General features: G+C 75.8%; 25 protein-coding genes. 16 read left to right on the top strand and 9 right to left on the bottom strand.

The window, feature by feature from the left end; all coding sequences use genetic code 11:
- Positions 1-36: 36 nt before the first annotated feature.
- Positions 37-1,419 (top strand): methyltransferase domain-containing protein, encoded by a 1,383-nt coding sequence (locus DMP15_RS25205; protein WP_337826534.1) that lies wholly within the window; start codon positions 37-39, stop codon positions 1,417-1,419.
- 18 nt (positions 1,420-1,437) lie between these two features.
- Here the strand turns inward: DMP15_RS25205 and corA are convergent, their stop codons facing one another.
- Positions 1,438-2,544 carry a magnesium/cobalt transporter CorA gene (gene corA, locus DMP15_RS25200; RefSeq protein ID WP_337826533.1) on the bottom strand — a complete coding sequence of 369 codons (1,107 nt, stop codon included), beginning with the start codon at positions 2,542-2,544 and terminating at the stop codon, positions 1,438-1,440.
- 365 nt (positions 2,545-2,909) lie between these two features.
- On the opposite strand from corA, the gene DMP15_RS25195 reads away from it, so the two are divergent.
- Positions 2,910-3,413, top strand: coding sequence for a MaoC family dehydratase (locus DMP15_RS25195; RefSeq protein WP_020623563.1), 504 nt, complete (start codon positions 2,910-2,912; stop codon positions 3,411-3,413).
- 109 nt (positions 3,414-3,522) lie between these two features.
- Here DMP15_RS25195 and DMP15_RS25190 read toward each other — a convergent pair whose 3' ends face one another.
- Positions 3,523-3,927 carry an NUDIX hydrolase gene (locus tag DMP15_RS25190; protein ID WP_337826532.1) on the bottom strand — a complete coding sequence of 135 codons (405 nt, stop codon included), beginning with the start codon at positions 3,925-3,927 and terminating at the stop codon, positions 3,523-3,525.
- Positions 3,928-4,036: 109 nt separating this feature from the next.
- Between DMP15_RS25190 and DMP15_RS25185 the strand changes: the two genes are divergently transcribed.
- The 5 genes from DMP15_RS25185 to DMP15_RS25165 are packed head-to-tail and all read left to right on the top strand — an operon-like array spanning position 4,037 to position 7,320.
- Positions 4,037-4,189 carry a hypothetical protein gene (locus DMP15_RS25185; protein ID WP_167379107.1) on the top strand — a complete coding sequence of 51 codons (153 nt, stop codon included), beginning with the start codon at positions 4,037-4,039 and terminating at the stop codon, positions 4,187-4,189.
- A 4-nt stretch (positions 4,190-4,193) separates the two neighbouring features.
- Positions 4,194-4,751, top strand: coding sequence for a PH domain-containing protein (locus DMP15_RS25180; RefSeq protein ID WP_073577763.1), 558 nt, complete (start codon positions 4,194-4,196; stop codon positions 4,749-4,751).
- A gap of 55 nt (positions 4,752-4,806) precedes the next feature.
- Complete coding sequence (locus DMP15_RS25175; protein WP_073577764.1) at positions 4,807-5,694, top strand: PHP domain-containing protein; 888 nt, start codon at positions 4,807-4,809, stop codon at positions 5,692-5,694.
- A 58-nt stretch (positions 5,695-5,752) separates the two neighbouring features.
- Positions 5,753-6,634: a RecB family exonuclease gene (locus DMP15_RS25170; RefSeq protein WP_083659010.1), complete on the top strand. Its 882-nt coding sequence runs from the start codon at positions 5,753-5,755 to the stop codon at positions 6,632-6,634.
- Complete coding sequence (locus DMP15_RS25165) at positions 6,631-7,320, top strand: hypothetical protein (RefSeq protein WP_179760985.1); 690 nt, start codon at positions 6,631-6,633, stop codon at positions 7,318-7,320. Before DMP15_RS25170 ends, DMP15_RS25165 begins: the two co-directional genes overlap by 4 nt.
- Before the next feature lie 21 nt (positions 7,321-7,341).
- On the opposite strand, the gene DMP15_RS25160 is transcribed toward DMP15_RS25165, so the two are convergent.
- Together DMP15_RS25160 and DMP15_RS25155 are read right to left on the bottom strand one after the other, a co-directional pair.
- Positions 7,342-8,592 (bottom strand): Rv3212 family protein, encoded by a 1,251-nt coding sequence (locus tag DMP15_RS25160; protein ID WP_139283031.1) that lies wholly within the window; start codon positions 8,590-8,592, stop codon positions 7,342-7,344.
- An 11-nt stretch (positions 8,593-8,603) separates the two neighbouring features.
- A complete protein-coding gene (locus DMP15_RS25155) occupies positions 8,604-10,268 on the bottom strand; it encodes a DEAD/DEAH box helicase (RefSeq protein ID WP_435827712.1) in 1,665 nt (554 codons plus the stop codon).
- 455 nt (positions 10,269-10,723) lie between these two features.
- Between DMP15_RS25155 and DMP15_RS25150 the strand changes: the two genes are divergently transcribed.
- Together DMP15_RS25150 and DMP15_RS25145 are read left to right on the top strand one after the other, a co-directional pair.
- Positions 10,724-11,380 carry a ferritin-like fold-containing protein gene (locus tag DMP15_RS25150; protein WP_020625914.1) on the top strand — a complete coding sequence of 219 codons (657 nt, stop codon included), beginning with the start codon at positions 10,724-10,726 and terminating at the stop codon, positions 11,378-11,380.
- A gap of 105 nt (positions 11,381-11,485) precedes the next feature.
- Positions 11,486-11,716, top strand: coding sequence for a DUF3107 domain-containing protein (locus DMP15_RS25145; protein WP_073578315.1), 231 nt, complete (start codon positions 11,486-11,488; stop codon positions 11,714-11,716).
- Between the two features lie 78 nt (positions 11,717-11,794).
- Here the strand turns inward: DMP15_RS25145 and DMP15_RS25140 are convergent, their stop codons facing one another.
- Both DMP15_RS25140 and DMP15_RS25135 read right to left on the bottom strand, forming a co-directional pair.
- Complete coding sequence (locus DMP15_RS25140) at positions 11,795-12,112, bottom strand: DUF4873 domain-containing protein (protein ID WP_073578316.1); 318 nt, start codon at positions 12,110-12,112, stop codon at positions 11,795-11,797.
- On the bottom strand, positions 12,109-12,738 hold the full coding sequence (locus DMP15_RS25135; protein ID WP_083659134.1) for a TetR family transcriptional regulator: 630 nt from the start codon (positions 12,736-12,738) through the stop codon (positions 12,109-12,111). The genes DMP15_RS25140 and DMP15_RS25135 overlap by 4 nt, the downstream gene beginning before the upstream one ends.
- Positions 12,739-12,900: 162 nt before the next feature.
- Here DMP15_RS25135 and DMP15_RS25130 point away from each other — a divergent pair, with 162 nt between their 5' ends.
- Together DMP15_RS25130 and DMP15_RS25125 are read left to right on the top strand one after the other, a co-directional pair.
- Entirely contained in the window at positions 12,901-13,815 is a 915-nt protein-coding gene (locus tag DMP15_RS25130; RefSeq protein ID WP_179760983.1) for an AurF N-oxygenase family protein, read from the top strand.
- Between the two features lie 14 nt (positions 13,816-13,829).
- Positions 13,830-14,741 (top strand): alpha/beta fold hydrolase, encoded by a 912-nt coding sequence (locus DMP15_RS25125; protein WP_073578319.1) that lies wholly within the window; start codon positions 13,830-13,832, stop codon positions 14,739-14,741.
- A 30-nt stretch (positions 14,742-14,771) separates the two neighbouring features.
- Here the strand turns inward: DMP15_RS25125 and DMP15_RS25120 are convergent, their stop codons facing one another.
- The 3 genes from DMP15_RS25120 to DMP15_RS25110 all read right to left on the bottom strand — a co-directional run bounded on the left by DMP15_RS25120 (position 14,772) and on the right by DMP15_RS25110 (position 18,281).
- The gene (locus tag DMP15_RS25120; RefSeq protein WP_062400521.1) at positions 14,772-15,398 is read right to left on the bottom strand and encodes a TetR/AcrR family transcriptional regulator; all 627 of its coding nucleotides are present in this window, start codon (positions 15,396-15,398) and stop codon (positions 14,772-14,774) included.
- A 102-nt stretch (positions 15,399-15,500) separates the two neighbouring features.
- A complete protein-coding gene (locus DMP15_RS25115) occupies positions 15,501-17,300 on the bottom strand; it encodes an HAD family hydrolase (protein WP_073578320.1) in 1,800 nt (599 codons plus the stop codon).
- A gap of 6 nt (positions 17,301-17,306) precedes the next feature.
- Positions 17,307-18,281 carry a hypothetical protein gene (locus tag DMP15_RS25110; RefSeq protein WP_337826531.1) on the bottom strand — a complete coding sequence of 325 codons (975 nt, stop codon included), beginning with the start codon at positions 18,279-18,281 and terminating at the stop codon, positions 17,307-17,309.
- Between the two features lie 125 nt (positions 18,282-18,406).
- Here DMP15_RS25110 and DMP15_RS25105 point away from each other — a divergent pair, with 125 nt between their 5' ends.
- From DMP15_RS25105 to DMP15_RS25085, 5 genes are all read left to right on the top strand, one after another.
- Entirely contained in the window at positions 18,407-19,429 is a 1,023-nt protein-coding gene (locus DMP15_RS25105) for an alpha/beta fold hydrolase (RefSeq protein ID WP_073578321.1), read from the top strand.
- Between the two features lie 61 nt (positions 19,430-19,490).
- Positions 19,491-20,663 carry an adenylyltransferase/sulfurtransferase MoeZ gene (moeZ, locus tag DMP15_RS25100; protein WP_073578322.1) on the top strand — a complete coding sequence of 391 codons (1,173 nt, stop codon included), beginning with the start codon at positions 19,491-19,493 and terminating at the stop codon, positions 20,661-20,663.
- A 229-nt stretch (positions 20,664-20,892) separates the two neighbouring features.
- The gene (locus DMP15_RS25095; RefSeq protein WP_337826530.1) at positions 20,893-23,067 is read left to right on the top strand and encodes a hypothetical protein; all 2,175 of its coding nucleotides are present in this window, start codon (positions 20,893-20,895) and stop codon (positions 23,065-23,067) included.
- 190 nt (positions 23,068-23,257) lie between these two features.
- Complete coding sequence (locus DMP15_RS25090) at positions 23,258-24,085, top strand: TIGR02569 family protein (protein WP_083474553.1); 828 nt, start codon at positions 23,258-23,260, stop codon at positions 24,083-24,085.
- A gap of 1 nt (position 24,086) precedes the next feature.
- Positions 24,087-24,896 (top strand): NAD-dependent epimerase/dehydratase family protein, encoded by an 810-nt coding sequence (locus DMP15_RS25085; RefSeq protein ID WP_337826529.1) that lies wholly within the window; start codon positions 24,087-24,089, stop codon positions 24,894-24,896.
- The last annotated feature ends 78 nt before the right edge of the window (positions 24,897-24,974 follow it).

Raw genomic sequence — 24,974 nt, 5'->3', positions numbered from 1 at the left:
TCCGGACACGGGCTGCTGCGGGCAGGATCAGGCCCCGTGAGCGGCGAGGCGTGGCAGGAGAGCGACCAGATCCGCCCGGCCACGGTGCACCGTGCCTACGGGCGGGGTGCCGCGGGCTTCGACGCCTTCGTCGCGACCCTGCCCGGCTACCGCACCCACCTGCGGGTGTCGGCGTCGCGGATGGGCCTGGGCGACGGCCACGGTCTGCGTCTGCTCGACGTCGGCTGCGGCACCGGGGTGTCCACCGAGGCGCTGCTGACCAGCGTCGGAGGTGCCGAGGTGGTCGCGGTCGACGCGTCCGCGGAGATGCTCGCCGTCGCCCGGAAGAAGAACTGGTCGCCCCGGGTGACGTTCGTGCACTCCCGGCTGGAGACCCTCGCCGAGGCCGGCATCGAGGGCCCGTTCGACGGGATCCTCGCGTCCTTCCTGGTGTCCAACCTGCCCGACGCCGAGCACGGCCTGCGCCGGCTGCTGAGCCTGCTCGCGCCCGGCGCCCCGCTGGCGGTGCACGACTACGCCGTCGGCGGCCGGAGCCGGATGCGCTGGACGACGGCGAACTGGACCTGGATGCTCCCGATGGCCTCGCTGCGCTGGGGGGCCGCGGACCTCGCCCGCTACCGGGCCAGGCGCATCGCGACGGCCGGCGGGCCCGAGCAGATGGTGCACCGGATGGAACGGGCCGGGTTCGACGACGTCCGCGTCCAGACCGTCGGCGGGGTCCAGCAGCACCTCGTGCACACGTTCCTGGGACGGCGCCCCGACGAGCCCGACGTGGTGGGGGAGCGCCAGGAACGCCGCGCCCGCCGCTCGGCCATCGCCGCCGCGGGGTGGCGGCCCCTCCGGGACGAGCCCGCCCCGGCTCCCGGGGACACGACCGAACCCGTCGACGAGGGCGGCCCCGAGGACCCCGGCTACGCCGAGACACTCCCGGAGCAGGTGCTCGAGGACGACGGGGTGGAGGTGGGGGAGGGTGACGCCGACGGCGCCGCGGACCCGGCCCCGTCCGGTGCGGCGGACGACCCCGCCCCCACCGAGGACGACGACCCGGACACCCGCCCGCGCGGGCACGCCGTGGCCCGGGCGCTGCGGTACGGGCTGCCGGACCCCCGTCCCGAGCCCTCCGACCGTCCCGAGCCCTCCGACCCCGGTGCCGCGGAACCCGGCCCCGGTGCCGCCGAATCCGAGTCCGGTGCCGCCGAGTCCGACCCCGGTGCCGCCGGACCCGACCGCGGCGCTGCCGAGCCCGGACCTGCCGGACCCGGCACCACGGGCCCCCGGCGCCCCACACCCGGCCCCCGTCCGCGCCGCCCGGTCGGGCTCCGGCGCCCCGGCCCCCCGCGGCCACGCCCCGGGGACGCGCTCCCGCCCGCCGGGGACGACGAGCCGCCGACCCCGCCGACGGGCACCCGCCGGGTCTGACCGGCGGGCGTCCCGGGCCTACAGCCAGCCGTTGCGGCGGAAGTTGCGGTACAGCAGCCCGCACAGCGTCGCGATGACGATCAGGACCATCGGGTACCCGAAGTCCCAGTGCAGCTCGGGCATCGAGTCGAAGTTCATGCCGTAGACGCCGGCGATCATCGTCGGCACGGAGATCAGGCCCGCGTATGCGGTGATCTTCCGCATGTCGTTGTTCTGCCGCATGCTGATCTTCGCGAGGACCGCGTCGACCAGGGTGGTCAGCAGCTCGTTGAAACCGGCCACCTGCTCGGCGACGCCGCCGAGGTGGTCGTCGACGTCGCGGAAGTAGGACCGCACGTCGTGCGGGACCAGCGCGCTGTAGCCCTCGGCGAGCTTGCGCATCGGCCCGACCAGCGGCATCACCGCACGACGCAGGTCGAGGATCTCGCGCTTCATGACGTAGATCTGCTCGGGGTTCATCGTCGAGCGCGGCGAGAACACCTCGGCCTCGACGGCGTCGATGTCGTCCTCGATCTGCCCGCAGACCTCGATGTAGGAGTCGACGACGTGGTCGGCGATGGCGTGCAGCACCGCCGCCGGGCCGAGGGACAGCTGCGCCGGGTCGTCCTCGAGCCGCCGCCGTACCTCCCGCAGGCCGGTGTGGCGGCCGTGCCGGACGGTCACGACGAAGTCGCGCCCGAGGAAGGCCATGACCTCACCGGTCTCGACGATCTCGTTCGACGTCGTCGGGTCGGCGTGCCCGACGTAGCGGACGGTCTTGAGCACCATGAACAGCGTGTCGTCGTAGCGCTCGAGCTTGGGGCGGTTGTGCGCGTGCACCGCGTCCTCGACGGCGAGCTCGTGCAGCCCGTAGGTCTCGGCGACGCCGGCGATCTGCTCGGAGTCCGGCTCGTGCAGCCCGATCCAGACGAAGCCCTCGCCGCGCTCGCGGACCTCGGCGATCGCCTCGTCGTGGGTCCAGCGGCCGGGGAGCCGGCGGCCGTCGACGTAGACGGCGCAGTCGACGACGTAGGCGGACAGCGGGACACGCAGCCGGACGGGCGGGCTCGCGGCGGCCCGCGCCGCGGCGCGCTCGGCGCGGCGGGACGGGCGGATGGTGGGGCGGAGCTGGGAGAGCGAGGGCATCACGAGGACCACCTCCGGGCGTGCCGGTGCGGCTCGGGGGCGAGCGGCACCGGGGAACGGTGCGACCGCGCAGGGCGGCCGCCGGGCCGGAACTCGCCTCCCGCCGGGATCAGCCCGTGACGTACTCCGGGGCCGTGTGCAGCGGGAGGCGGCACCTACTGCTCGCCGGTGTCTGGGACGCGGACACCGCACTCACCTCCCTAGCTGTTCCGGTGGACGTCCTGTGTCTCGTCCGTGCGCCGGCGGATGTCACTGTGATGTGACATCCCCGACCGTGCACGTGTGAGCCGGACCGCCCTTCCTCGTGCGGGCCACCGGATAGATTACTCCCGCAACGAATCGACAGCGTGATGGGAGCGTGAACGGTGCAGTTCGGGCGCTACTACGAGGAGTTCGAGGTCGGTGCGGTCTACAAGCACTGGCCCGGCAAGACGGTCACCGAGTACGACGACCACCTGTTCTGCCTCCTCACCATGAACCACCACCCGCTGCACATGGATGCGCACTACGCGGAGGAGACGACCGACTTCGGCAAGAACGTCGTGGTCGGCAACTACATCTACTCGCTGCTGCTGGGCATGTCCGTGCCGGACGTGTCGGGCAAGGCGATCGCGAACCTCGAGGTCGAGTCGCTCAAGCACACGAAGCCGACCTTCCACGGCGACACGATCTACGGCGAGACCGAGGTCCTCGACAAGACCCCGTCGAAGTCGAAGGACGACCGCGGCGTCGTGTACGTCGAGACCCGCGGCTACAAGCAGGACGGCACCGTCGTGTGCACCTTCCGCCGCAAGGTCATGGTGCCCAAGCGGTCCTACGGCGACAGCCGCGGCGGGGAGCAACCCGGCCGCCCCACGCCGCAGGTCTGACCCGCGGCACACCACGCCGGCACCGGCCCCCGACTCCGTCCCGGAGCGGGGGCCGTCGTGTGTCACCCACACGCATACCGCGGGGCCGGACGGGCACCCGCCGTGGCGGTCAGGTCCGGGGCAGGCAGTCCCAGCCGCCGAGGGTCTCGGTCAGGCCCTCGACGACGGCCAGCGTCGCGTAGTCCGCCCGGTCGACGAACCGGGCGTCGGTGGCGTCGTCGCCGGCCCGCGGGATGCCGTCGCCGGTCGCGAGGGTGCAGAGGTAGTCGGCGATCCGGTACTGGCCGCGGAGGACCACCCCGGCCAGGCGCCCGGGGACGACCGTCAGACCGGTCTCCTCGGCGAGCTCGCGGACCACGGCCTCGTGCTCGCTCTCGCCCGCCTCGACCCGGCCGCCGGGGACCGACCAGAGCCCCCGACCAGGCTCGTTCGCCCTGCGGACGAGCAGCAATCGTCCGTCCGGGTCGAACACGATTCCACCCACGCAGGCGACGTGTCGGCTACTGTCGGTCATCCGGAACGACGGTACGCTGCTCGGGTGCCGGTACCGGGGCCAGTCGGCCCTCCGGTACCAATGACATGTCTGTGTGTCCGACACACCGAGAAACGGGTGGGCAGGGAACGTGAAGAAGATCCTGATCCTGGTAGCGGTGGCGCTGGGGATCTTCCTGGTGATCACCAATCCCAATGGTGCGGCCGGTTCGGTCTCGAACGTGGGCAACATCCTCTACGACGCGGCGCAGTCCGTCTCGACCTTCGTCACCAACCTGATCTGAGCCCGTGCTCGCGCCCCGGGAGATCGACGAGTACCTGCTCCCCACGGAGCGGCGCGTCATCCGTGTGCGCCAGCACTGGGCGGTGATGGTCAAACACATCTGGCAGACGGCGCTGTTCATCCTCGTGGTGATCGGTGTCGAGCAGCTGCTCGACCGGCCCGGGGTCGACCCGGTGCTGGACGTCGTGGTCGACAACCTGGCGTTCTACCTGGTCGTCGTCGCGGTCCTGCGCTACACGGCGCTGTCGATCCTCTGGTGGATCGAGCGGATCGTGATCACCGACAAGCGGGTGATGATCGCCCAGGGGATCATCGTGCACAACGTCGGCATGATGCCCCTGGGCAAGGTCACCGACCTGACGTTCCAGCGTTCGCTGTCCGGGCGCATGCTCGGCTACGGGACGATGGTCGTCGAGTCCGCGGGCCAGATCCAGGCGCTGAACCGCATCGACTACATGCCGCGCCCCGAGGAGATCTACGAGGCGCTCTCCGAGCTGGTCTTCGGGGAGAAGGGCAAGACCCGCGCGACCGGCATGCTCGCCAAACCGCGCTGGCGGCGCTGACCCGTGTGTCCCGTCGCGGGATGCGCGCGCGCCGCGCGGCGCTAGTGTCGGTCACGTGTCCGTCATCGATCTGCACGCCCACTCCACCGCGTCCGACGGCACCGACTCCCCGGCCGGGCTGGTCCGGGCGGCCGGCGCCGCGGGGCTCGACGTCGTCGCGATCACCGACCACGACACCACCGCCGGGTGGGCCGAGGCGGGGGCCGCGCTGCCGGCCGGTCTCGCGCTGGTGCGCGGCGCGGAGTTCTCCTGCCTGAGCCCGACCGGCCGCACGGGCGAGCCGCGCTGCTCGGTACACCTGCTCGGCTACCTGTTCGACCCGGAGCACGCCGCGATCGTCGCGGAGCAGGAGCGGCTGCGGTCCGAGCGCGTGCAGCGACTGGAGACGATGATCGGGCGGATGGCCGCCGACGGGTACCCGGTCGACGTCGACACCGTGTTCGCACACCTGCCCGAGGGCGGCAGCGCGGGCCGGCCGCACCTGGCCCGGGCGCTCGTCGCGGCCGGCGTCGTCGGGTCGGTCGACGAGGCCTTCTCCGAGCTGCTGCACAACGACAGCCCCTACTACGTGCCGCGGGCCGACACCCGGGTCGAGACGGCCGTCGAGATGATCGTCGCGGCGGGCGGGGTCGCGGTGTTCGCGCACCCACTGGCCCGCAAGCGCGGTGTGGTCGTGGAGCCGTCGGTGCTCGTCGACCTCGTCGGCTGGGGGCTGGGCGGGATCGAGGTCGACCACCCGAACCACGCCCCGGCCGACCGCGAGCTGCTGCGCGGGATCACCGTCGAGCACGGCCTGCTCACGACCGGCTCCAGCGACTACCACGGCACGAACAAGACGACCCCGCTCGCCGAGGAGACGACCGACCCGGAGGTCTACGCGGCACTGACCGAACGGGCCACCGGCGTCCCCGTGCTGCACGGCGGATCCGGCGGCACCGCGTGACGGTGCGTCGCCGGGAGTGATCGACGGTCGGTGACCGTCCCGGAGTACCGTGGCGCCCATGGCCCGGACCACCGCTCCCGCCACCGGGACCCCGGACGGTCAGCTCGGCCTGGACCTGCTCGACCCCGGCTTCGGTGCGACCGCGCTGCACCGGGTCACCCCGGCCCGGCTCGACACCTGGGACGCCTGCCCGCGCCGCTACCGGATGTTGCACGTCGACCGCCCGGCCCCGCCGCGCGGCGGCGGGTTCGCCCACACCACGATCGGTGCGGTCGTGCACCTGGCGCTGCGGTCGCTGGCGGCCCTGCCCGCCGAGCGGCGCACCCCGGAGCAGGCCGCGTCCCTGGTGGACCGGCACTGGACCGGCGAGGGGTTCGCCGACGACGCCCAGGCCGCCCGGTACCGCGAGCGCGCCCGGGACTGGCTGGCCGCCGCCGTCGACGGCCCGGCCGGGCGGGACGAGCCGCTCGCCGTCGAACGGTGGGTGCGGGCCCCCGCCGGGCCGCTGCTGGTCGAGGGCCGGGTCGACCGGATCGACGCGCGCGACGGCGAGGCCGTCGTCGTCGACTTCAAGACCGGGCGCCGGGTGCCGACCGCGGCCGACGCCGCGGACTCCCGGCAGCTCGCGCTCTACGCCGTCGCCACCGCCGCGGTGTTCCGCCGCCCCTGCCGCACGGTCGAGCTGCACCACGTGCCGACCGGGACCGTCGCCGCGCACACCCACGACCAGGCCTCCCTCGACCGGCACGTCGCCGCGGCCGCGGAGTCCGCCGACGCCGCCGCCGGGGCGACGACCGCGCTGGCCGACGGCGGCGATGCCGCCGCGCTCTTCCCGGCCCGCACCGGCGCGCACTGCGGGACCTGCGCGGTCCGCCGGAACTGCGCCCCGGGCCGCGCCGCCGTCCCGGAGCCGCGACCGTGGGACCTGCTCGCACCGTGACCGCCGACCCGCAGTTCCCCGGCCCGCCGCCCCGCGGCCGCCCCCCGCTCCCGCCCCGCCCGCCGGGCCCGCCCGCCCCGTACCGCGCCGGGCCGTCGCACGGACGCCCGCACCCCGGCCCCGACGGCTACGGCCCCCGCCCGCCGGCCCTGCCGTCCGGCCCGCCCGGGCGGCGCGGCGGCGTCGGGCCTCCGGCCGGTCCGCACCCCACCGAGGCCCTGCCCGGGTCCCGCCGCGCACCGCGCCGCGGCGACGCCGGGTCCCGCCGCGGGCTGTCCTCCGGCGCGGGCGAGCCACCGCGCGCCGACGAGCACCCCGCCGCCCGCGCGCCCGGCCGACGGGCCGACCGCCGCCGCGCCGAGGAGGGCCAGCGGCGGGCGCGGCGCCGCACACCCGGACCCGACGTCGACGGCGCCGGGGCCCGGCTGGTGCGCGGCCTGGCCGGCGTGCTCGCCGGCGGGCTGGTCGTGCTCGCCCTCGGGCTGGTCGCCGTGGAGTGGGCGGCCGGGAACAGCGGGGTCCCCGGTCCCGGATCCGGCGCGATCGTCGCGCACGTCGGGGCGGCGGTCGTCGCCGTCGTCGGCCAGGTCGTCGCGGACCGGCGGCGGGACCGCACCGGGTTGCTCGCCGCGCTCGGGGTGGTCGTGACGGCGTCGCTGGTGCTGGGGTTCGGCTGGTTCCTGTAGCCGCGCGGAGCCGACGCCGGCTCAGCCGGCGGGCCCCAGCACGACGAGTTCGTCGCCGCGCAGCTCGACCAGCAGGGTGCCCTGGGTGGCGAGCAGGACCGGCGCGGTGACCGGGCCGCGGTCCACCGGCAGGGTCCGGGCGACGACACCCGTGGCCGGGTCGACGTCGGCGATCCCGCCGGGGACGGGCACGAGCAGCCGGTCGCCGTAGCGGGTCCCGGGGCCCAGCGTGCCGGTCAGGCTCCAGCGCGGCTGGAGGCTGCGGGTCTCCAGCGCGACCGTCGCGCCGCCGGTCCACCAGTAGCGGTGCCGGTCGTCGGCCGTGGTGCGGGCGACGCCGTCGGCGGGGGCGGCGACCGTCGCGCCCGCGTCGACCGGGAACTCGCCGATGCTGCGCCCGGACCGGTCGTAGAGGGCCAGGCGGGGTGCGCCCGGGAGCAGGACGGCGACGCGCTCGGACGACGCGGCGACCACCTGGGCGCCGTCGGTACCGGTGACCGACGACGAGTCGAACGCGGGCCGGTCACCCTCGGTCCCGCTGGGGCGCAGCACCGTCAGCCGCTCGGACGGCTCGCCGGGGCAGCGCTCCAGGATCGCGGCGCGGTCCTCGGCGGCGGCGAAGGAGCGGAACGTGCACCCCGACCGCGGCTGCGAGTCGGGCTCCTCCAGCGCGCGCACCGTGCCGTACTCGGCGGTGCGGACCAGGTCGGAGCGGAAGGTCTCGACGTAGTCCTGGCCGGTCGCGACCACCGGGTCCTGGCCGATCAGCCGGGTGCCGGGCCGGGCGTCGAGGGTCCGGGCCGGTCCACGGGCCCCGGAGTCGGGCTGGAGCGTGGACAGCTCGGAGCAGTACTCGTCGTTGCGGTAGAGCGCGAGCACGCGGCCGTCGGCGAACCCGGTGGTGCACAGCGGCAGGTCACGGGAGTAGCTCCAGCGCTCGGCGCCCGTGCGGGCGTCGTGCCCGGAGACCCGCGACCCCGCGGCGACGACGACGCCGTCCCCGACCGCCAGCGGCACCGGGGTGTCCGGGCTGGCCGCCCGCCACAGCTCGGTGAACCCGGCCGGGACCGGGCCGACCGGCGGCGGTGGGGTGGGCGCGGTCGCTGCCGTCACCGACTCAGTGTGTGCGGCCGGGCTCTGCACGGCGTAGAGCACCGCGACCCCGGCCAGCAGCAGCACGAGCACCGCGGCGACCAGTCGGTCGCCGCGGTGTCGTCGTTCGGCGGGGACGCCCGGGAGCGGGAGCCGGTCCCGCAGGGGTCGGCCGCGCACCACGCGTGGTGTCAGCTGGCGGCCGCGTCGGCCCCGTCGGCGGACTCGCCGCCGCCGGGTCCGCGCCGCGACCCGCCGCGGCGACGACGGCGGCGCGGCTTGGCCGCCCCGCCCTCGGCCGACGCGCCGGCGTCCGGCCCGTTCTGCGGGGCGCCCTCGGCGGAGCCCGCGGAGGCGGCACCCTCGGCGGGGGCCGAGGCACCCGCCTCGACCGCGACCCCGCCGCGGGTCCGGGAACGGGACCGGTTGCGCCGCGGGCGGCGACCGCCCTCGTCGCCGTCGCCGTCGCGGCTGCCCTCGCGGCCGCCGCCGTCGCGCCCGGCGCCGTCACGACGGCTGCCGCGCGGCTTGCGGGCGCCCTGGTGGTCGCCCTCGGAGTCGATGTACTCGGCGTCGAGCCCGGCGCGGGTGCGCGCGGACAGCGGGAGCCGCCCGGACGCCGTCGTCGGGATGTCGAGGTCGGTGAACAGGTGGTCCGAGGTCGAGTAGGTCTCGACCGGCTCGTCGATGCCCAGCGACAGGTCGTCGGAGATCATCTTCCAGCGGGGGGTCTCGTCCCAGTCCACCAGCGTGACCGCGACGCCCTCGCGCCCGGCGCGGCCGGTGCGGCCGATCCGGTGCACGTAGGTCTTGGCGTCCTCGGGGCACTGGTAGTTGATGACGTGCGTGACGCCGGTGACGTCGATGCCGCGGGCCGCGACGTCGGTCGCGACCAGCACGTCGACCTTCTCCGCGCGGAACGCGCGCAGCGCCTGCTCACGGGCGCCCTGGCCGAGGTCACCGTGCACCGCGGCGGCGGCGAAGCCGCGCTCGGCGAGGTCGTCGGCGACCCGCTGGGCGGTCCGCTTGGTCCGGGTGAAGATCATTGTCAGGCCGCGGTCCCTGGCCTGCAGGGCCCGGGTGACCAGCTCGACCTTGTCCATCGCGTGCGCGCGGTAGACGAGCTGCTTGGTCCGCTCGTGGATGGAGCCCTGGTCGGCCTCCTCCGCGCGGATGTGCGTCGGGCGGGTCAGGAAGGCGCGCGAGAGCTGCACGATCGGGCCCGGCATGGTGGCCGAGAACAGCATCGTGTGCCGCTCCTCGGGGAGCATGCGCAGGATCCGCTCGACGTCGGGCAGGAAGCCCAGGTCCAGCATCTCGTCGGCCTCGTCGAGGACGAGCGCCTTGACCCGGCCGAGGACCAGGTGGCGCTGCTCGGCGAGGTCGAGCAGCCGGCCCGGGGTGCCGACGATGACGTCGACGCCCTTGCGCAGGGCCTCCAGCTGCGGCTCGTAGGCACGGCCGCCGTAGATGGCGACGACGCGCACGCCCAGGTTCTTGCCCGCGGCGGCGATGTCCCGGGCGACCTGCACGCACAGCTCGCGGGTCGGGACGACGACGAGCGCCTGCGGGACGTCCTTGGTGCGGTCGGCGGCCTCGCCCTCGGCGGTGGCCGCGGCACGCTCACCGGGCGGGGTGATCCGCTGCAGCAGCGGGACGCCGAAGCCCAGCGTCTTGCCGGTGCCGGTGCGGGCCTGGCCGATGACGTCCTCCCCGGCGAGCGCCAGCGGGAGGGTGAGCTCCTGGATCGCGAACGTGCGCACGATGTCGTTCTCCGCGAGCGCGGAGACGATCTCGGGCCGGACGCCGAGCTCGGCGAAGGTCGGGGGGAGCTTCTCGCCGCCGGGGTTGGTCACGCCGAGCGGGGTCTCGCTGGGGGTGATGCCGGTGGGCAGGAAGCCCGGGTCGGCCTCGGGGGTGTCGGTGCTGTCGACTCGGGACAGTGTGATCGCCTCTCTCCGCGCACAGGAGCCGTGGCGTGGCTCGTCGACCGGCCCCGGGCCGTCGGGGACGGTCCGGGCGGGAGAGCCGCCGAGGCGCTGCGCGCACCAGTTCGGGTGCGGGTCCCGGTGAGACGTGCTCGGCCGTGTCGGCCGCTCGTCCCGTTACCCGGTCCCCGCGCGGTGGGCGCGTCCGCATGGAGTTCCATGAGCCCGAAATCCGGTGACGCGCTGCCCGCATGGTACCCGTCGCGGCGCGCGAACACGACGGCGCGGGCGTCGCCGGGTGTGGTGAGTTGTCTCGCCCCGTGGCCCGGGCGGCCGCCGCGGGCCGCCCGGCGGGCCCGTACGGCCCGGTTAGGGTGACGGTCATGACCACTGGAGGCGACGCGCCGACGGCCGCGACCGTGGAGCTGCTCGGCGTGCTGGCCTACGGCGAGCTGTCGGCGTTCGACCGGCTCGCCGAGGATGCCCGGGCCGCGCCGACGCTGGCCGGCCGCGCGCAGCTGTCGACGATGGCGGCCGCCGAGATCGGCCACTTCCGCCTCATCGAGGACCACCTGGGTCGCAGCGGGATCGCCGTCGCCGACGCGATGGCGCCGTTCGTCGCGCTGATCGACAGCTACCACGCCTCGACCGCCCCGCGGAGCTGGTTGGAATCGCTGGTCAAGGCCTACCTCGGCGACGGTCTCGGCGCCGACTTCTACCGTGAGGTCGCGGGCTGGGTGGACCCCGGCACCGGCGACCTGGTGCAGCGGGTGCTCGCCGACACCGGGCACTCCGCCTTCGCCGAGCGCGAGGTGCAGGCCGCCTGCGCCGCCAACCCGGCGCAGCGCGACCGGCTGGCCCTGTGGGGCAGGCGGCTGCTCGGCGAGGCCGTCACCCACGCCCAGCGGGTCGTCGCCGAGCGCGACGAGCTGGCCGAGTTCATCGTGCTCGGCTCGGGGGAGAAGGGCGGTGTGGCCGGGCTCATCCGGACGGTGCAGACCGCGCACGGCCGCCGGATGGGCAGGCTCGGACTCTCCTGAGCCCCGGCCCGGCGGTCCGCTCCCGGCTCGCCGATGCTCCGGCCCGATCTGGACTAGCCTGGCGAGGGCAAGGTGATCAGAAGTGACGGATCGGGAGGACCACCGGTGAAGGTCAAGATCGGCATCGCGGAGACCCCGCGGGAGCTCGTGGTGTCCAGCGACCGCACGCCGGACGAGGTGGCCCAGCTCGTGAGCGGGGCGATGAAGTCCGACGACGGGCTGCTGGACCTCACCGACGACGAGGGCCGTCGCTACGTCGTCCCGGTCGCCCGCATCTCGTACGTGGAGATCGGCCCGACCGAGGAGCGCCGGGTCGGGTTCGGCCTCAGCGGCTGAACGCACACGGAGTCGTCCGGGCCCGGTACCCGTCCGCGGGACCGGGCCCGACGCGTGTCCGGAGCCGGTGTGCGCGGGTCAGTCGGTCTCCGGCGGGGGCGGCCCGTCCAGCGCGAACGGCGGCCTGCCGGTGCCGGTGATCCGGAACCGGTCCCACACGTCCGGCTCGGACAGCGTGCCGACGGCGGCGTGCCCGGGCGTCCGGACCTCGGCGGTGCCGCCGCGGCTGCCGAGCAGCGCGGTGAGCCGGGGGTGCGCGGCGACCCGGCCGGACCAGTGGAGCCTGCCGTCGAAGGGCTCGTGCCGGGCGTCGAGGAGCACCTCGACGTCGACGGTCTCCCCGCCGAGCACCAGGGTGGCGGGCCCGCGGTAGCCCTCGTCGTGATCGCCGCTCACCGGTCGCGCCCCGAGGCGTCGTGCACCTGCGGCTCGGGGACCAGCCGCAGGATGTCGGCGTTCGCGGTGGGGGAGTCGATCCCGGCGACGCCGGCGATCCCGCCCCAGATCAGCGCGGACAGGTAGTTGGTGAGCGCGTCACGGCTCATCGTCCGGCGCTCCAGCCACCACTCGCCCGCGGTCTGGACCATCCCGATGATCCCGTGCGCCCACGCCTCGGCGCCGCCGGAGTCGCGGCCCTCGGCGCGCAGCCGCTCCCCGAACAGGGTGGTGAGCAGGGCGCCGATCTGGCCGCGGACGTCCTGCGCGATCTCGGCGCCCGGCACCGGCTCGGCCGGGTTCGCGACGACGAACCGGTACAGCTGGGGCTCGTCCTCGATCATCCCGAGGTAGGCGTCGATGACGGCGGCGACGTGCTCGATCGGCTCGGCATCGATCGCCAGCACCGGGTAGATCCGCTGCATCAGCATGTCCGCGGCGTGCTCGCTGACGGCCCGCTGCAGGTCGGCGCGATCGGCGAAGTGCCGGTAGAGCACCGGCTTGGTGATGCCGGCCGCGGCCGCGATCTGGGCGACCGAGACCCCCGGGCCGTGCTCGCGGATCGCCTCGACTGCGGCGGAGACCATCTCGGTCCGCCGTTCCTCCCGTCGGCGGCTGCGCGCGTCCGGCTTGACATCCCTCGTGTCCTGGGGCACGTTACCAGTGGTAACCGTTACCGGCGGTAACAGCAAGGGTTCCGGGTGTGGAACCCGCCACCGCAGGCCCCTCCCAGCAGGAAGGCGCGACCGATGAGCGCTCCCGCCCGCACCGGCAGCAAGACCAACCTCGCCGACCGCGAGGACACCGCCCGACGGCTGCTCAAGAGCTCGGTCACGACCTCCTACGACCCGTCGATCGACATCGACTGGGACGCCCCGCTGGTCGAGGGCAGGTACGGCATCGTCCCCGAGCGCGTGTCGCTCTACGGCACGCCGCTGTGGGACGGCCTGACCGAGGAGCAGCGGATCACGCTGTCGGTGCACGAGTTCTGCAGCGTCGCCCGGATCGGGCTGTGGTTCGAGATGATCCTCATGCAGATGCTGCTGCGCTACGCCTACGACCGCGACCCGCGTCGCGCACACATCCAGTACGCGCTGGTCGAGATCGCCGACGAGTGCCGGCACTCGATGATGTTCGCCAAGGCGACCGAGCGCTACGGCGTGCCGGACTACGCCCCGCGCCGGCTCACCCACGAGCAGGGCCGGCTGATGAAGACCATCGGCACCGGCCCGGCGATGTTCGCCGGCACCCTCTACGTCGAGGAGATCCTCGACCAGCTCCAGCGGGAGGGCATGCGCGACGAGCGCGTCCAGCCGCTGTCCCGCATGATCAACAAGATTCACGTCACCGAGGAGGCGCGGCACGTCCGCTACGCCCGGGAGGAGCTGCAGCGGATCATGCCGAGGACCAACCGCGCCGAGCGCGCCTGGGCCCGCTACCTCACCGCGCGGATCGCGTTCGTCGTCGCCCGCAACCTCGTCCACCCCGAGGTGTACCGCAGCGTCGGGATCGATCCGGCCGTCGGGCGGAAGGCGGCGCTGGCCAACCCGCACCACCACGAGATGCTGCGCTGGTCCTCGCGCAAGCTCGTGCCGTTCCTGCGCGAGCAGGGGATCGTCGGCGGCCCGACGGAGACCCTGTGGAAGCGCGCCCACCTGATCTGAGGAGGCATCCCGCGATGAGTACACGGATCGTCACCCGTGACGGGACCGGCCTGTTCGCCCGGGTCTCGGGCCCGGAGTCGGCGCCGGTCACGGTGCTGCTGGCGCACGGCTGGACCCTCGACGAGCGCTGCTGGGCCCCGGTCGCCGACGCCCTCGCCGTCGGTGCGCCCGGCGGCGGCCCCGCGCCGCGGGTGATCCGCTACGACCACCGCGCGCACGGCCGCTCCGACGACACCCCCGACGAGCTCAAGACCCTCGACGTCCTCGCCGACGACATGGCCGAGGTGATCACCCGGCTCGCCCCGACCGGGCCGCTGGTGATCGCCGGGCACTCGATGGGCGGGATGACGGCGATGGCGCTGGCCCAGCGCCACCCCGACCTCGTCGCGTCCCGGGTCACCGGTGTCGCGCTCGTCGCGACCGCCAGCGGCGGCCTCGGGGCGGCGGCGACGCTCGGGATGACCGGGCGGCCCGCGAAGATGTTCCTGGCCGGCAAGGACAAGGTGACCGTCAGCCCGCTGTGGACCGGGCGCCGGTCGCTGTCGACCCACCCCACGCTGCTGCGGGCCGGGCTGCAGCCGTTGCTGCTCGGCACCCGGCCGGACCGGCTCGCCGTCCGCGCGACCTGCGAGGCGATTGCCGACTGCCGCCCGACGACGGTCTCCGGGTTCACCCCGACCCTCACCAGCCACGAGCGCGACGAGGCGCTGGCGGCGTTCTCGTCGCTGCCGGTGGAGATCCTCGTGGGGACCCGGGACCGGCTCACACCGCCGCGGTTCGCCCGGCGGATCCATCGCAGCCTGCCGCGCGCCGAGCTGACCGTGTTCCCCGGCGCCGGGCACATGCTCCCGGTGGAGCGGGTCGGCGGGGTCACCGGCCGGATCGCCGCGCTGGTGCGCCGCGCCGGGGCGGAGCAGGCGGCCTGAGCCGCTCGCCCCGCCGCCGGGGCCGGGTCGTCAGATCTGGTCGAGGCCCTGCTTCGGGAACCCGGCGATGCCCCGCCAGGCCAGCGAGGCCATCAGCGCCACGGCCTCGTCGCGCGGGACCCGCTGGTCGGAGTCCAGCCAGAACTGGGCGCCGACCTGGCTCAGCCCGACGAGACCGACGGCGAGCAGCCGCGCACGGTCCTGGTCCAGGCCGGCGTCGGTGGTGACCGCGCCGGCGACCGCGTCGATGCAGCGGTCCAGCGCGCTCTCCACCAGCGCCGCGGCCTCCGGGTCGCCCCGCAGGTCGGACTCGAACACCAGGCGGTAGGCCTTGCCCTCGCCGGCGACGAAGTCGAAGTACGCCGCGACGGCGGCCTGCACGCGCTCCTTGTTGTGCTCGGTCCGCTCGATGGCGTTGGAGACCCGCTCGACGAGCTCCTCGGCGTAGGTCGTGAGCAGCGCCTGGTACAGCTCCAGTTTCCCGGGGAAGTGCTGGTACAGCACGGGCTTGGAGACGCCTGCCCGCTCGGCGATGTCGTCCATCGCGGCGGCGTGGTAGCCCTGGTCGGCGAACACGTCGCGGGCGGCCAGCAGCAGCTGGGCGCGCCGCGCACCGCGGGACAGTCGTGCGCCCCGTGGCGTGGCGGTTCCGGTCATGGGCCCCCTACCTCTCACCCGTCGTGGGAATACCCTACTAGCAGGTAACCGCGTTGACGAACGATCCGTGAACGGGCTTCTCCGCAGAAGGGTGACAACCTCTCACGATCGGCGGTGCGGGCCCCGGGCGGCGAGCCCGAGCGCACCCAGGACCGGCACGGCGGCCACCACGACCGCGGGCGTCCCCAGTACGGCGAGGACCACGCCGGCCACGGCGAGCACCACGGCCGCACGGACGTACGAGCGGACCTGAGCCCGCGCACGGCGGGCGATCAGCAGGGCGGCGGCCACCTCCGCGGGGCCGCCACGGGCGCAGATCCTCTCCGATCCGGGTGCGGGCACCACGACCGGGTCCGGCCGCGCGTCCGGAACGTCGTCCGGGCCGTCCGCGGACCCGGGTCCGGCCCCGTCGGCGGCGGGCCAGGGGACCAGCTCCACGGCCAGGTCGGCGGCGGCCAGGGCGGCCTCGTCGGTGGCCGGGTCGGCCGCCACCGCGACCGTGCGGCCGCGTACCCGCAGCCCGGCGACGGCCGCGGCCCGCGCCGCCGCGTCCAGCCCCGGGCGTACGGCGTCGGGGTCGGCCGGGTCGAGACCGGACGCCGCGGCGAGGGCGCGGGCGGCGCCGTCGTCGTCGGGAGTGAGCAGGACCGGCGCGACCCCGGCCGCGGCCAGTTCCGCCACCCCCGGTCGGGCCGCGGGGTGCGGTGCACGCGGTAGCGCGAGCACGGCGCGCGCGCACCCGTCCCAGGCGACGACGAGCACGGCGCGGCCCTCGGCCACCGCCCGCTCCCGCTCCACCGACAGCGGAGGGGGCACCCGGATCCCGTGCTCGGCCAACCAGTCCGGGCCGCCGAGCAGGACCGCGTGCGCGACGACGGTGGCCGTGGCGCCGCCGTCGCCCGGGCCGGGCTCCCGCAGCTCGGCCACCAGGCCGGACACCCCGAGGCCGGGCTGCTCGTCGGCCTCGGCGACGTCGGGCACCGGGCCGTCGACGGCGCCGGCCAGCGCCCGCTCCGCGACGCGCAGGTCCGACCCGGGTCGCGCGCCCGCCGCGACCGACGCGGCCAGCCGCAGCACCAGCGCCGGGTCCTCGCCCCGGCCCGCGTGCACGGTGACCGTCCCGGGGCCGGTGCCGGTCAGCACGTCCGGCCCGGCCAGCGCGACGGTGTCCACCCGGCCCACGAGTCCCGGGCCGCCCGCGGGCCCGGTCCAGCCCACCGGCTCGCGACGCCCGGGCAGTGGCGACGGCAGCCGCACCGTGTCCCCGCCCGCCCGGTCCGCGGCCCGCAGCGCCGCCGGCAACGCGGCCAGCAGCGGTACCGGGCAGGCCCCGACCAGCACCGCGATCCCGGCCGGGACCGCGACGGGCCACGGGGTGCCGGTGCCCGCCGCGAACGCGGTCACCGCGACCGCGGCCAGCGCCGCGGGCGGGGTGAGCAGGGCGCTCCACCGGTCCGCGACGGTGCGCAGGCCCGCGCGGACCTGGTCGGGGTCCCCGTCGGCCGGGCGCCCGGTGCGCTGCACCGCGGCCGCGACGACGGTCAGCACCGCGGCGACGCCGGGCAGCAGTACGGGCCCGGCGAGCGGGTCCGCCGGTACCGCGTGCGGACCCGCGGGCGAGACCGCCGCGACGGCCAGCACCGCGGCCGACCACCCCAGCGCGGCGAGCACGGCCGCCGCGACGCCGGTCTCGGCGGTCACCGTGCCCTCCCGCAGGCCACGCCCGGCGACGCGCAGACCGGGGCGCCCCGTCGTCGCGACGACGGCGAGGGCGACCAGCAGGGCCGCCGCCGCGCCGGGCGGGGCCCACGCCGCGCCGGCGAGTGCCGGGCCGGCGAGCGGCAGCAGCAGGGCGAACAGGGCCGCCACCGGCGGGGCGACGGCCCGCAGGACCGGACGCAACCGCCGTCAGCTCCCCGGGGCGGTCGGGAGCGTGAACTCGCACGACCGCAGCACACCGCCGGAGCGGTAGTCGAGGAACAGCCGGTAGCTGCCCGGGGCGGGGAGCGACACCGCGAACGCCACCCCGGGGCCGGACCGGTCGGTCGGGGCCGCGCCGGTGATCTCGGGACGGACCGGGAACCGGGCCAGGTCGCCCTGGCGGACCGCGGTCATCCGGCCGAACGCGCCGCCGTCGACGGGCTCGAGGTCGGTGACCGGGGTGCCGTCGCGCCCGACCGTCGCGAACAGCCGGGACTCCCCGCCGGGGACCAGGGCGCCGTCGAGACGGACCTGCTGGTCACTGCCCCCGCAGAGCCCCGCCCGGTTCTCGGCCGGGAAGGTGAAGGCACCGTAGGTGCCGGGGACGTGCAGGTCGGTCCCGAGGTCCAGGTGCGGGCCGCCGGTCGGGGTGAACCCGGCGTACAGCCGCCACACGCCCTGGCCGGGGAACCGGACCGGTGCCCGCCACACGCCGTCGGGGCCCTGGGTGGCGCGCAGCCGCATGTAGCCGGCGACGTCGCGTCGCAGCACGGCGACGTCCATGACCCCGGAGCCGTCGGCGGGGGCGTCGAACCGGGTCACCGGGGCGCCGTCGGAACCGGTCACGGTGAACGCGACCTCGGTGGGCTCGCGCCAGGGGTGGACGGTCCCGACCGGGGTCAGGGTGTAGCCGGCCGCGGTGGTGAGCACGCCGCCCGCGCCGGTCGTCGCGTCGCCGGTGGCCAGGCCGGCCGCGAGGACGCCGTCGTCGCCGCGCTCGTCGCCGGGGTCGCCGCCGGCCCGCGCGTCGGCGGCCGGGGTCGCCGAGAGGGTGCCCACCGCACCGCCCGCCGTCCAGGCCGCGGTGAACACCAGCACCGACGCGGCGCCGAAACCGGCAAGCCGGGCCGCGGCCGATCCCGCGATCCGCCCCATGCCCACCTCCTCCGTCGCGTCGTCCACGGGGTACAACGTCCGGGGCGCGATCTCGTTGCGCTCCGTGGAGTGCCGGATGCGGACGGTGATCACAGCGAGACGGGGATCACCCGGCGCGGCGGGTGACGCGCACGACACGTCATGCTGGTCGGATGGTCGCCGCCCCGTCGATGTCCGTTCACCCGCCCGTCACCGTGCCCGCCCCGGTGACGGCGCCGGGTGCCGCGACGTCCCCGGGCACCGCGGGACCGGCGGACGCGGAACGGGCCGCGGCGGAGCGCCCGCCGTGGCCGGGCCGCGCGGTCACCTCCGGCGGGGTCACCCTGCACGTGCGCGAGACCCCCGGCTCCGGCGACGCCGACGCCGTCTACGTCCACGGGCTCGCCGGGTCGGCCACGAACTGGACCGACCTCGCCGGGCTCCTCGCCCCACGGGCGGCCGGCCTGTCCGTCGACCTGCCCGGGTTCGGGCTGTCCGAGCCGACCGCCGTCGCCGACTTCGGCCCGGACGGCATGGCGGACGCGCTGCTGTGCTGGCTGGCCGGGCGCGACCGCCCGGTGCACCTGGTCGGCAACTCCCTCGGCGGCGTGATCGCGACGACGGTGGCGGCCCGCCGTCCCGAGCTCGTCCGCAGCCTCACCCTGGTCTCGCCCGCGGTGCCGGACCGGCGCCCCGACCCGCGACGTCTGTCGGACCCGCGGATGGCGCTGGCCATGGTGCCGCTGCTCGGGCGCGGCGCGCGGCGGGCGCTGGCCGAGGAGCCGCTGCGGACCCGCGCCGAGCGGATCGTGAAGGTCTGCTTCGCCGACCCGCAGCGCGGCTCCGCCCGCCGGCTCGAGGAGCTGATCTCCGAGCACGAGCACCGCGCGACGCTGCCCTGGGCCGGCGCGGCCACCGACGGCGCCACCCGCGGTCTGCTCGGGCTGTGGGCCGGGCGCGAGATCTGGCGCCGGATGGCCCGGGTGCGGGTGCCGTCGCTGGTGGTGTGGGGCGAGCAGGACCGCATCGTGTCCCCGCGGCTGGCCGCGCGGACCGCGGCCACACTGCCCGGGGCGCGGCTGCTGGTGCTGCCCCGGGCCGGGCACGTCGCGCAGATCGAGCGGCCCGCGGCGGTGGCCGACGCCGTCGCCGCGCTGTGGGACACGGTGCCGGTCGGAGCGGGTGCGGGAAGATGACGCGCACGTGGCGCGTTGAGACGCCCTGAGACCCGCACGCAACCCGCGAGGAGTGGACGAGATGGCGCTACCGCCACTGGTGGAGCCGGCAGCCGAGCTCACCAAGGACGAGGTGGAGCGGTACAGCCGCCACCTCATCATCCCCGACGTCGGGATGGACGGGCAGAAGCGCCTGAAGAACGCGAAGGTGCTGGTCGTCGGCGCGGGCGGCCTCGGCTCGCCCGCCCTGCTGTACCTGGCCGCCGCGGGCGTCGGCACCCTGGGCATCGTCGAGTTCGACGTCGTCGACGAGTCGAACCTGCAGCGTCAGGTCATCCACGGGCAGTCCGACGTGGGCCGCCCGAAGGCCGAGTCGGCCCGCGACTCGATCCGCGAGGTCAACCCCTTCGTCGACGTCCGCCTGCACAACGAGCGCCTCACCAGCGAGAACGTGCTGGACGTCTTCCGGGACTACGACCTGATCCTGGACGGCACCGACAACTTCGCCACCCGCTACCTGGTGAACGACGCGGCGGTGCTGCTCGGCAAGCCCTACGTCTGGGGCTCGATCTTCCGGTTCGAGGGCCAGGCGTCGGTCTTCTGGGAGGACGCCCCGAACGGGCAGGGCCTCAACTACCGCGACCTCTACCCCGAGCCGCCGCCGCCCGGGATGGTCCCGTCCTGCGCCGAGGGCGGCGTGCTGGGCGTGCTCTGCGCGTCGATCGGCTCGATCATGGTCAACGAGGCGATCAAGCTGCTCACCGGGATCGGTGAACCGCTGCTCGGCCGCCTGGTGATCTACGACGCGCTGGAGACCACCTGGCGGCAGGTGAAGATCCGCAAGGACCCGGAGACGCCGAAGATCACCGAGCTGATCGACTACGAGGCGTTCTGCGGCACCGTGACGCAGGAGGCGCAGGACGCGGCCGCCGGCAGCACGATCACCGTCGGCGAGCTCAAGCAGATGATCGACGCGGGCAAGGACTTCCAGCTCATCGACGTCCGCGAGCCGCACGAGTACGAGATCGTGAGGATCCCGGGCTCGGTCCTGATCCCGAAGGACCGGATCCTGTCCGGTGCCGCGCTGTCGGAGATCGCCCAGGACAAGCCGGTCGTGCTGCACTGCAAGTCCGGCGGCCGGTCCGCCGAGGCCCTCGCCGCGCTGCACAAGGCCGGGTTCCGCGACGCCGTCCACGTCGGCGGCGGGGTGCTGTCCTGGGTCAAGCAGATCGACCCGTCGCAGCCCACCTACTGACCGGGGCCGACCCGCTCCGCCCTACACCGACGGCCGCCGTCACCGGTACACCCGGGACGGCGGCCGTCGCCGTTCCTGGTGTGGCACAGCGTGACCGCTCATCGATCGCACGCGACTGTCCGAGTGAACATCGTCCGTTCAGCCCTGCATTTCGCCCGTTGGGCGAAACATGTCGACCGATCGCCGCGACATGGGGATGCACGCGATCACTAGGTCGGGAGGACGCTCGGTGGAGGACTCGCTGCGCACATGCGCCCTGCAGGGGTGCGACGCACCGTTGGAGCCCACGGGGGACGTGTCCGGCGACCGTCCACAGCGGCGCTACTGCTCCGCCGCCCACCGGCTGGCGGCCCGCCAGGTCCGCCGGGCCGCGGCACAGGCGGCGGGGGACCAGCGGCTCGCCGACACGCTGCCGTGGCTGCGTGAGCCCGAGGCCGTCGAGGCCGACGAGCGCGTGGAGCCCGCCCGGCGGGGGACGGCGACCCGCCGTCCCGTCGTGGCGCGGCCGGTCGCGTCGGCGGGCCCGGACCGACCCGGACCGCTGCGTGCCCCGCGCAGCCCGCTGCGGCACCGGCGCACGCTGGCCCTGATCGGGGCGACGGCCGTGCTCCTCGGCGGGTACGCCCTGACGACCTCGCCGGCGGTGACCGGGGTCCCGGCGCCGCAGGACCGCACCGCCGACCAGTGGGCCGGGCAGGCCCGCATCGCGCTGGCGGCGCTCGACGACGAGCTCGGGACGCTCAACGCGAGCGAACGGACCTGGCAGGCGTCCGCGCACGAGTCGGACCGCACCCCGGCCGCGGTCGCGAAGCTGCAGCAGCAGCGCGACACCCTGCTCCAGCAGCGTGCCGCCCTGCAGTCGCAGCTGCAGGTCTACACGTCCCGGCAGGACGCCGTGGACGCGCTGGCCGCCGCCGAGCAGCAGCTCGCCGAGATGGACCAGATCGTCGCCGACCTGCCGCCGGCCACCCGCCGGACTCCCGACCAGATGGCCGCGGCCGCGTCGCTGGAGGAGCAGCGCGACCTGCGCGCCCGCAACCGTGACGCCTGCGCGGAGCGGCTGGCCGCCATCGACGACGGCATCGACCGGGCCCGCACCGCCCCGCTGCCCGGCGACGGCGACGAGACCGAGAAGGTCTCCGACGACGTGCTGGCCCTCGCCCGCGGCGAGGACCCCGCCACCCCGGAGCCGTCCGGGGTGCGCCGCAACCCCGAGGTACTGGCCGGGGGCCGGGAGACCGCCGGGGACCGCGAGCGCGACGACGTCGGCACCAGTGGCCCGCCGGACCCGCGGGGCCCGCTGGACGAGACCCGGCCGCGGGCCGAGGGGCCGGAGGGCGCCTCGGCCCGCGGCCCGGGCAGCACGCCCGGCCGTGACGCAGGCCCGGGGGAGAAGCTGGGTGGTGCCGTGTCCGGTGCCGCCGACGGCGTCGCCGGCCTGACCGGTGGCGAGCCGGGCCCCGGGGACGGCGCGGGCTCCGGTGCGGGTCCGGGTGCGGGTTCGGGCGCCGCGAAGAAGGCCGATCGGCCCGAGGTCGTACCGGCGTCGTCCGAGGGGCCGGTCAAGAAGGTCGGAAACGGCGTCGGCGAGGCCGCGCAGGGCGTCGGGGACACCGCCGAATCGCTGGGCCGGGGCGTCGACGACGTCGCGGGCGGGCTGACCGGGAAGAAGTCCGGCTCGGGTTCCGGCGGCTCGGACGCCGGGTCCTCCGGCTCCTCCGGTCCGTCCGACGAGGCCCCTGCCCGGTCCGCCCCCGCGCCGCGGAAGGACCCCGCGCCGCGGGAGGAGCCCTCGCCGCGCGCGGCCGCGTCCGCTGCGAGCCCGCCCGCGTCGACCGCACCGTCGGAGAGCTCCGGCACGGAGCGCTCCGGCTCGGGAGCGCAGGGGTCCGGCGGGAGCCGCGGCTCCGGCGGCATCGTCAGCGCCGTGGCCGGGTCCTACGTCGAGTCCGCCATGGGGCGGGAGGCGGCGGCGCCGGTGCTGGCGGAGGCCGACCGGCAGGCGGCGGAGCAGATGGCCGAGCGCAGCGGGTCCTCCGGGGCCCGGTCCGGCGGCTCGTCCGGCTCCTCCGACGGCTCGGGATCGGACTCACGGTCCTCCGGGTCCCGCTCCTCCGGATCGGACTCCGACTCCGGGTCCTCGGGGTCGCGGTCGTCCCGGTCCTCGGACTCCGGTTCGTCCGCCCGGTCGTCGGACTCGGGCTCGTCGTCGTCCCGGTCGTCCGGCTCGGGCTCCTCGTCCTCCTCGGACTCGGGGTCGTCGGATTCGGGGTCGTCGGACTCGGGGTCGTCGCGGAGCAGCAGCTCGGACGGCTCCCGCTCCTCGTCCTCGGACTCCGGCTCGCGGTCGTCGGGGTCGTCGGGGTCGGACTCGGACCAGGGCGGCGGCAGCTCCTGGTACTGACGGGGCCGCCCGCGGCCGGCTCGTACGGAGCCGTCCACCTGGAGGCCGTGGGGAGCGCCCCCGCGCGCGGCCCGGTGGCCGCTCCACCGGCCCCGATCGGTCCACCGTTCACCCGATCGGTCGTGGCGCGTCGCGCGGTTCGGGCGTGGCGCGACGATCGCGGGCCGATGACGCGGGTACCGTTCCCGCTGTGACCGCTGCCCGCACGCTCGCCACCGCGCCGGCCGCGAGCGTCCTGCCCGAGCACGTCCGCACCGCCTTCGGCGTGCGCGAGACGTCCCCCCGTCCCGTCGTGTGGGCGGGCCAGCGGGCCTGGCAGTGCGGCGACGTGCTGCTGCGGCCGGTGTCCGACCACGTCGTCGCCGCCTGGTCGGCGACGGTCCTGGAGAACCTCGAGGTCGACGGCGTCCGCCTCGCCCGCCCCGTCCGCAGCTCGGACGGCCGGTGGGTCGTGGGCGGCTGGGCCGCGTCCCGGCACGTGCCCGGCGTCCCCGAGCCGCGGCACGACGAGGTCGTCGCCGCGTCGCTGCGGCTGCACGCCGCCACCGCGACCGTGCTGCGCCCGCGCCTGCTCGACGACCGCGACGACCTGCTGTCCCGGTCCGCGGCCGCTGCGTTCGGCGAGCGCCGCCTGGACCTGCACCCCGAGACCGGCGGCCGGCTGTTCGCCGAGCTCGCCGCGCACCGCCGCACGATCCGGCTCACCCCGCAGGTCGTGCACGGCGAGCTGTTCGGCGCCATGCTGTTCGACCCGACGGGGCGGCCCGCGGTGCTCGACCTCGTGCCGTTCTGGCGGCCCGCGGAGTGGGCGGCGGCGGTCGTCGTCGTCGACGCGGTCGCCTGGGGCGGTGCCGACGAGGAGCTGATCGAGCGCTGGTCGGAGCTGCCCGAGTGGCCGCAGTCGCTGCTGCGGGCGGTGCTCTACCGGCTGGCCCTGCACGCCCAGCACCCGGACGCGACGACCGAGTCGCTCACCGGGATCGAGCGGGTCGCGAGCCTGGTCAGCCGCCGGCTCTGACGTGGCCGTTCCCAGCACGCTGCTGCTCACCGGCGCCGCGGGGAACATGGGGACGTTGTTACGTCCCCGGCTGGCCCGCGACGGCCGGATCCTGCGCCTGCTCGACACCGCGGAGCTGCAGGCCCGTCCCGGCGAGCAGGTCCGCACCGGCTCGGTGACCGACCCGGACGCGGTCGCCGCCGCGACGGCCGGTGCCGACGCCGTCGTCCACCTCGCCGGGATCAGCGGTGAGGCGGGCTGGGACGACATCCTCGCCGTCAACGTCGAGGGGACCCGCACCGTGCTCGACGCGGCGGTCGCCGCCGGGGTGCGGACCGTCGTGCTCGCCTCCAGCAACCACGCCGCGGGCTTCCGCACCCGCGACGACGGCGTCCCGCTGCCGGCGACCGTCGGGCCCGCCCCGGACACCTACTACGGCTGGTCCAAGCATGCGATGGAGGGGCTGGGCAGGCTCTACCACGAGCGGTTCGGCCTGACCGTGGTCTCCGCGCGGATCGGCAGCTGCTTCGCGCGGCCGTCGAACGCCCGGATGCTCGCGACCTGGCTGTCCCCGGACGACGCCGCCCGCCTGGTCGAGGCGGCCGTCGCCCCCGGCACCCGCGGCCACCACGTCGTGTGGGGCGTGTCGGCCAACACCCGTCGCTGGTGGTCGCCGGCGGAGGGCGCCGCGATCGGCTTCCACCCGCGCGATGACGCCGAGGTCTTCGCCGAGGAGCTCCTCGACGGCGCGGAGCCGGACCCGGCCGACCCGGTGCACCACCGGGTGGGCGGCGCGTTCTGCGACGCCCCGCTCGGCGTCCCGATGCGCTGAGGCGGCTCACAGCCGTCGCGACACCCGTGTGAGATAAGCGTTGCGGGGGTGTCACACGGGGCCACCCGTCGGAAACTG

The organism is Pseudonocardia sp. UM4_GMWB1, from assembly GCF_017312155.1.
In the GTDB taxonomy this organism is placed as follows: Bacteria; Actinomycetota; Actinomycetes; order Mycobacteriales; family Pseudonocardiaceae; genus Pseudonocardia; species Pseudonocardia alni.
Note: the sequence above shows the minus strand (reverse complement) of the source record. Positions and strands in the feature narration are given on the sequence as shown.

Excerpts from the sequence above, each read along its gene's own strand:
- corA (WP_337826533.1), bottom strand. The coding sequence starts at position 2,544 with ATGCCCTCGCTCTCCCAGCTCCGCCCCACCATCCGCCCGTCCCGCCGC.
- DMP15_RS25190 (WP_337826532.1), bottom strand. The coding sequence starts at position 3,927 with ATGACCGACAGTAGCCGACACGTCGCCTGCGTGGGTGGAATCGTGTTC.
- DMP15_RS25170 (WP_083659010.1), top strand. The coding sequence starts at position 5,753 with ATGGCCCGGACCACCGCTCCCGCCACCGGGACCCCGGACGGTCAGCTC.
- DMP15_RS25150 (WP_020625914.1), top strand. The coding sequence starts at position 10,724 with ATGACCACTGGAGGCGACGCGCCGACGGCCGCGACCGTGGAGCTGCTC.
- DMP15_RS25135 (WP_083659134.1), bottom strand. The coding sequence starts at position 12,738 with ATGGTCTCCGCCGCAGTCGAGGCGATCCGCGAGCACGGCCCGGGGGTC.
- DMP15_RS25130 (WP_179760983.1), top strand. The coding sequence starts at position 12,901 with ATGAGCGCTCCCGCCCGCACCGGCAGCAAGACCAACCTCGCCGACCGC.
- DMP15_RS25125 (WP_073578319.1), top strand. The coding sequence starts at position 13,830 with ATGAGTACACGGATCGTCACCCGTGACGGGACCGGCCTGTTCGCCCGG.
- DMP15_RS25120 (WP_062400521.1), bottom strand. The coding sequence starts at position 15,398 with ATGACCGGAACCGCCACGCCACGGGGCGCACGACTGTCCCGCGGTGCG.
- DMP15_RS25105 (WP_073578321.1), top strand. The coding sequence starts at position 18,407 with ATGGTCGCCGCCCCGTCGATGTCCGTTCACCCGCCCGTCACCGTGCCC.
- moeZ (WP_073578322.1), top strand. The coding sequence starts at position 19,491 with ATGGCGCTACCGCCACTGGTGGAGCCGGCAGCCGAGCTCACCAAGGAC.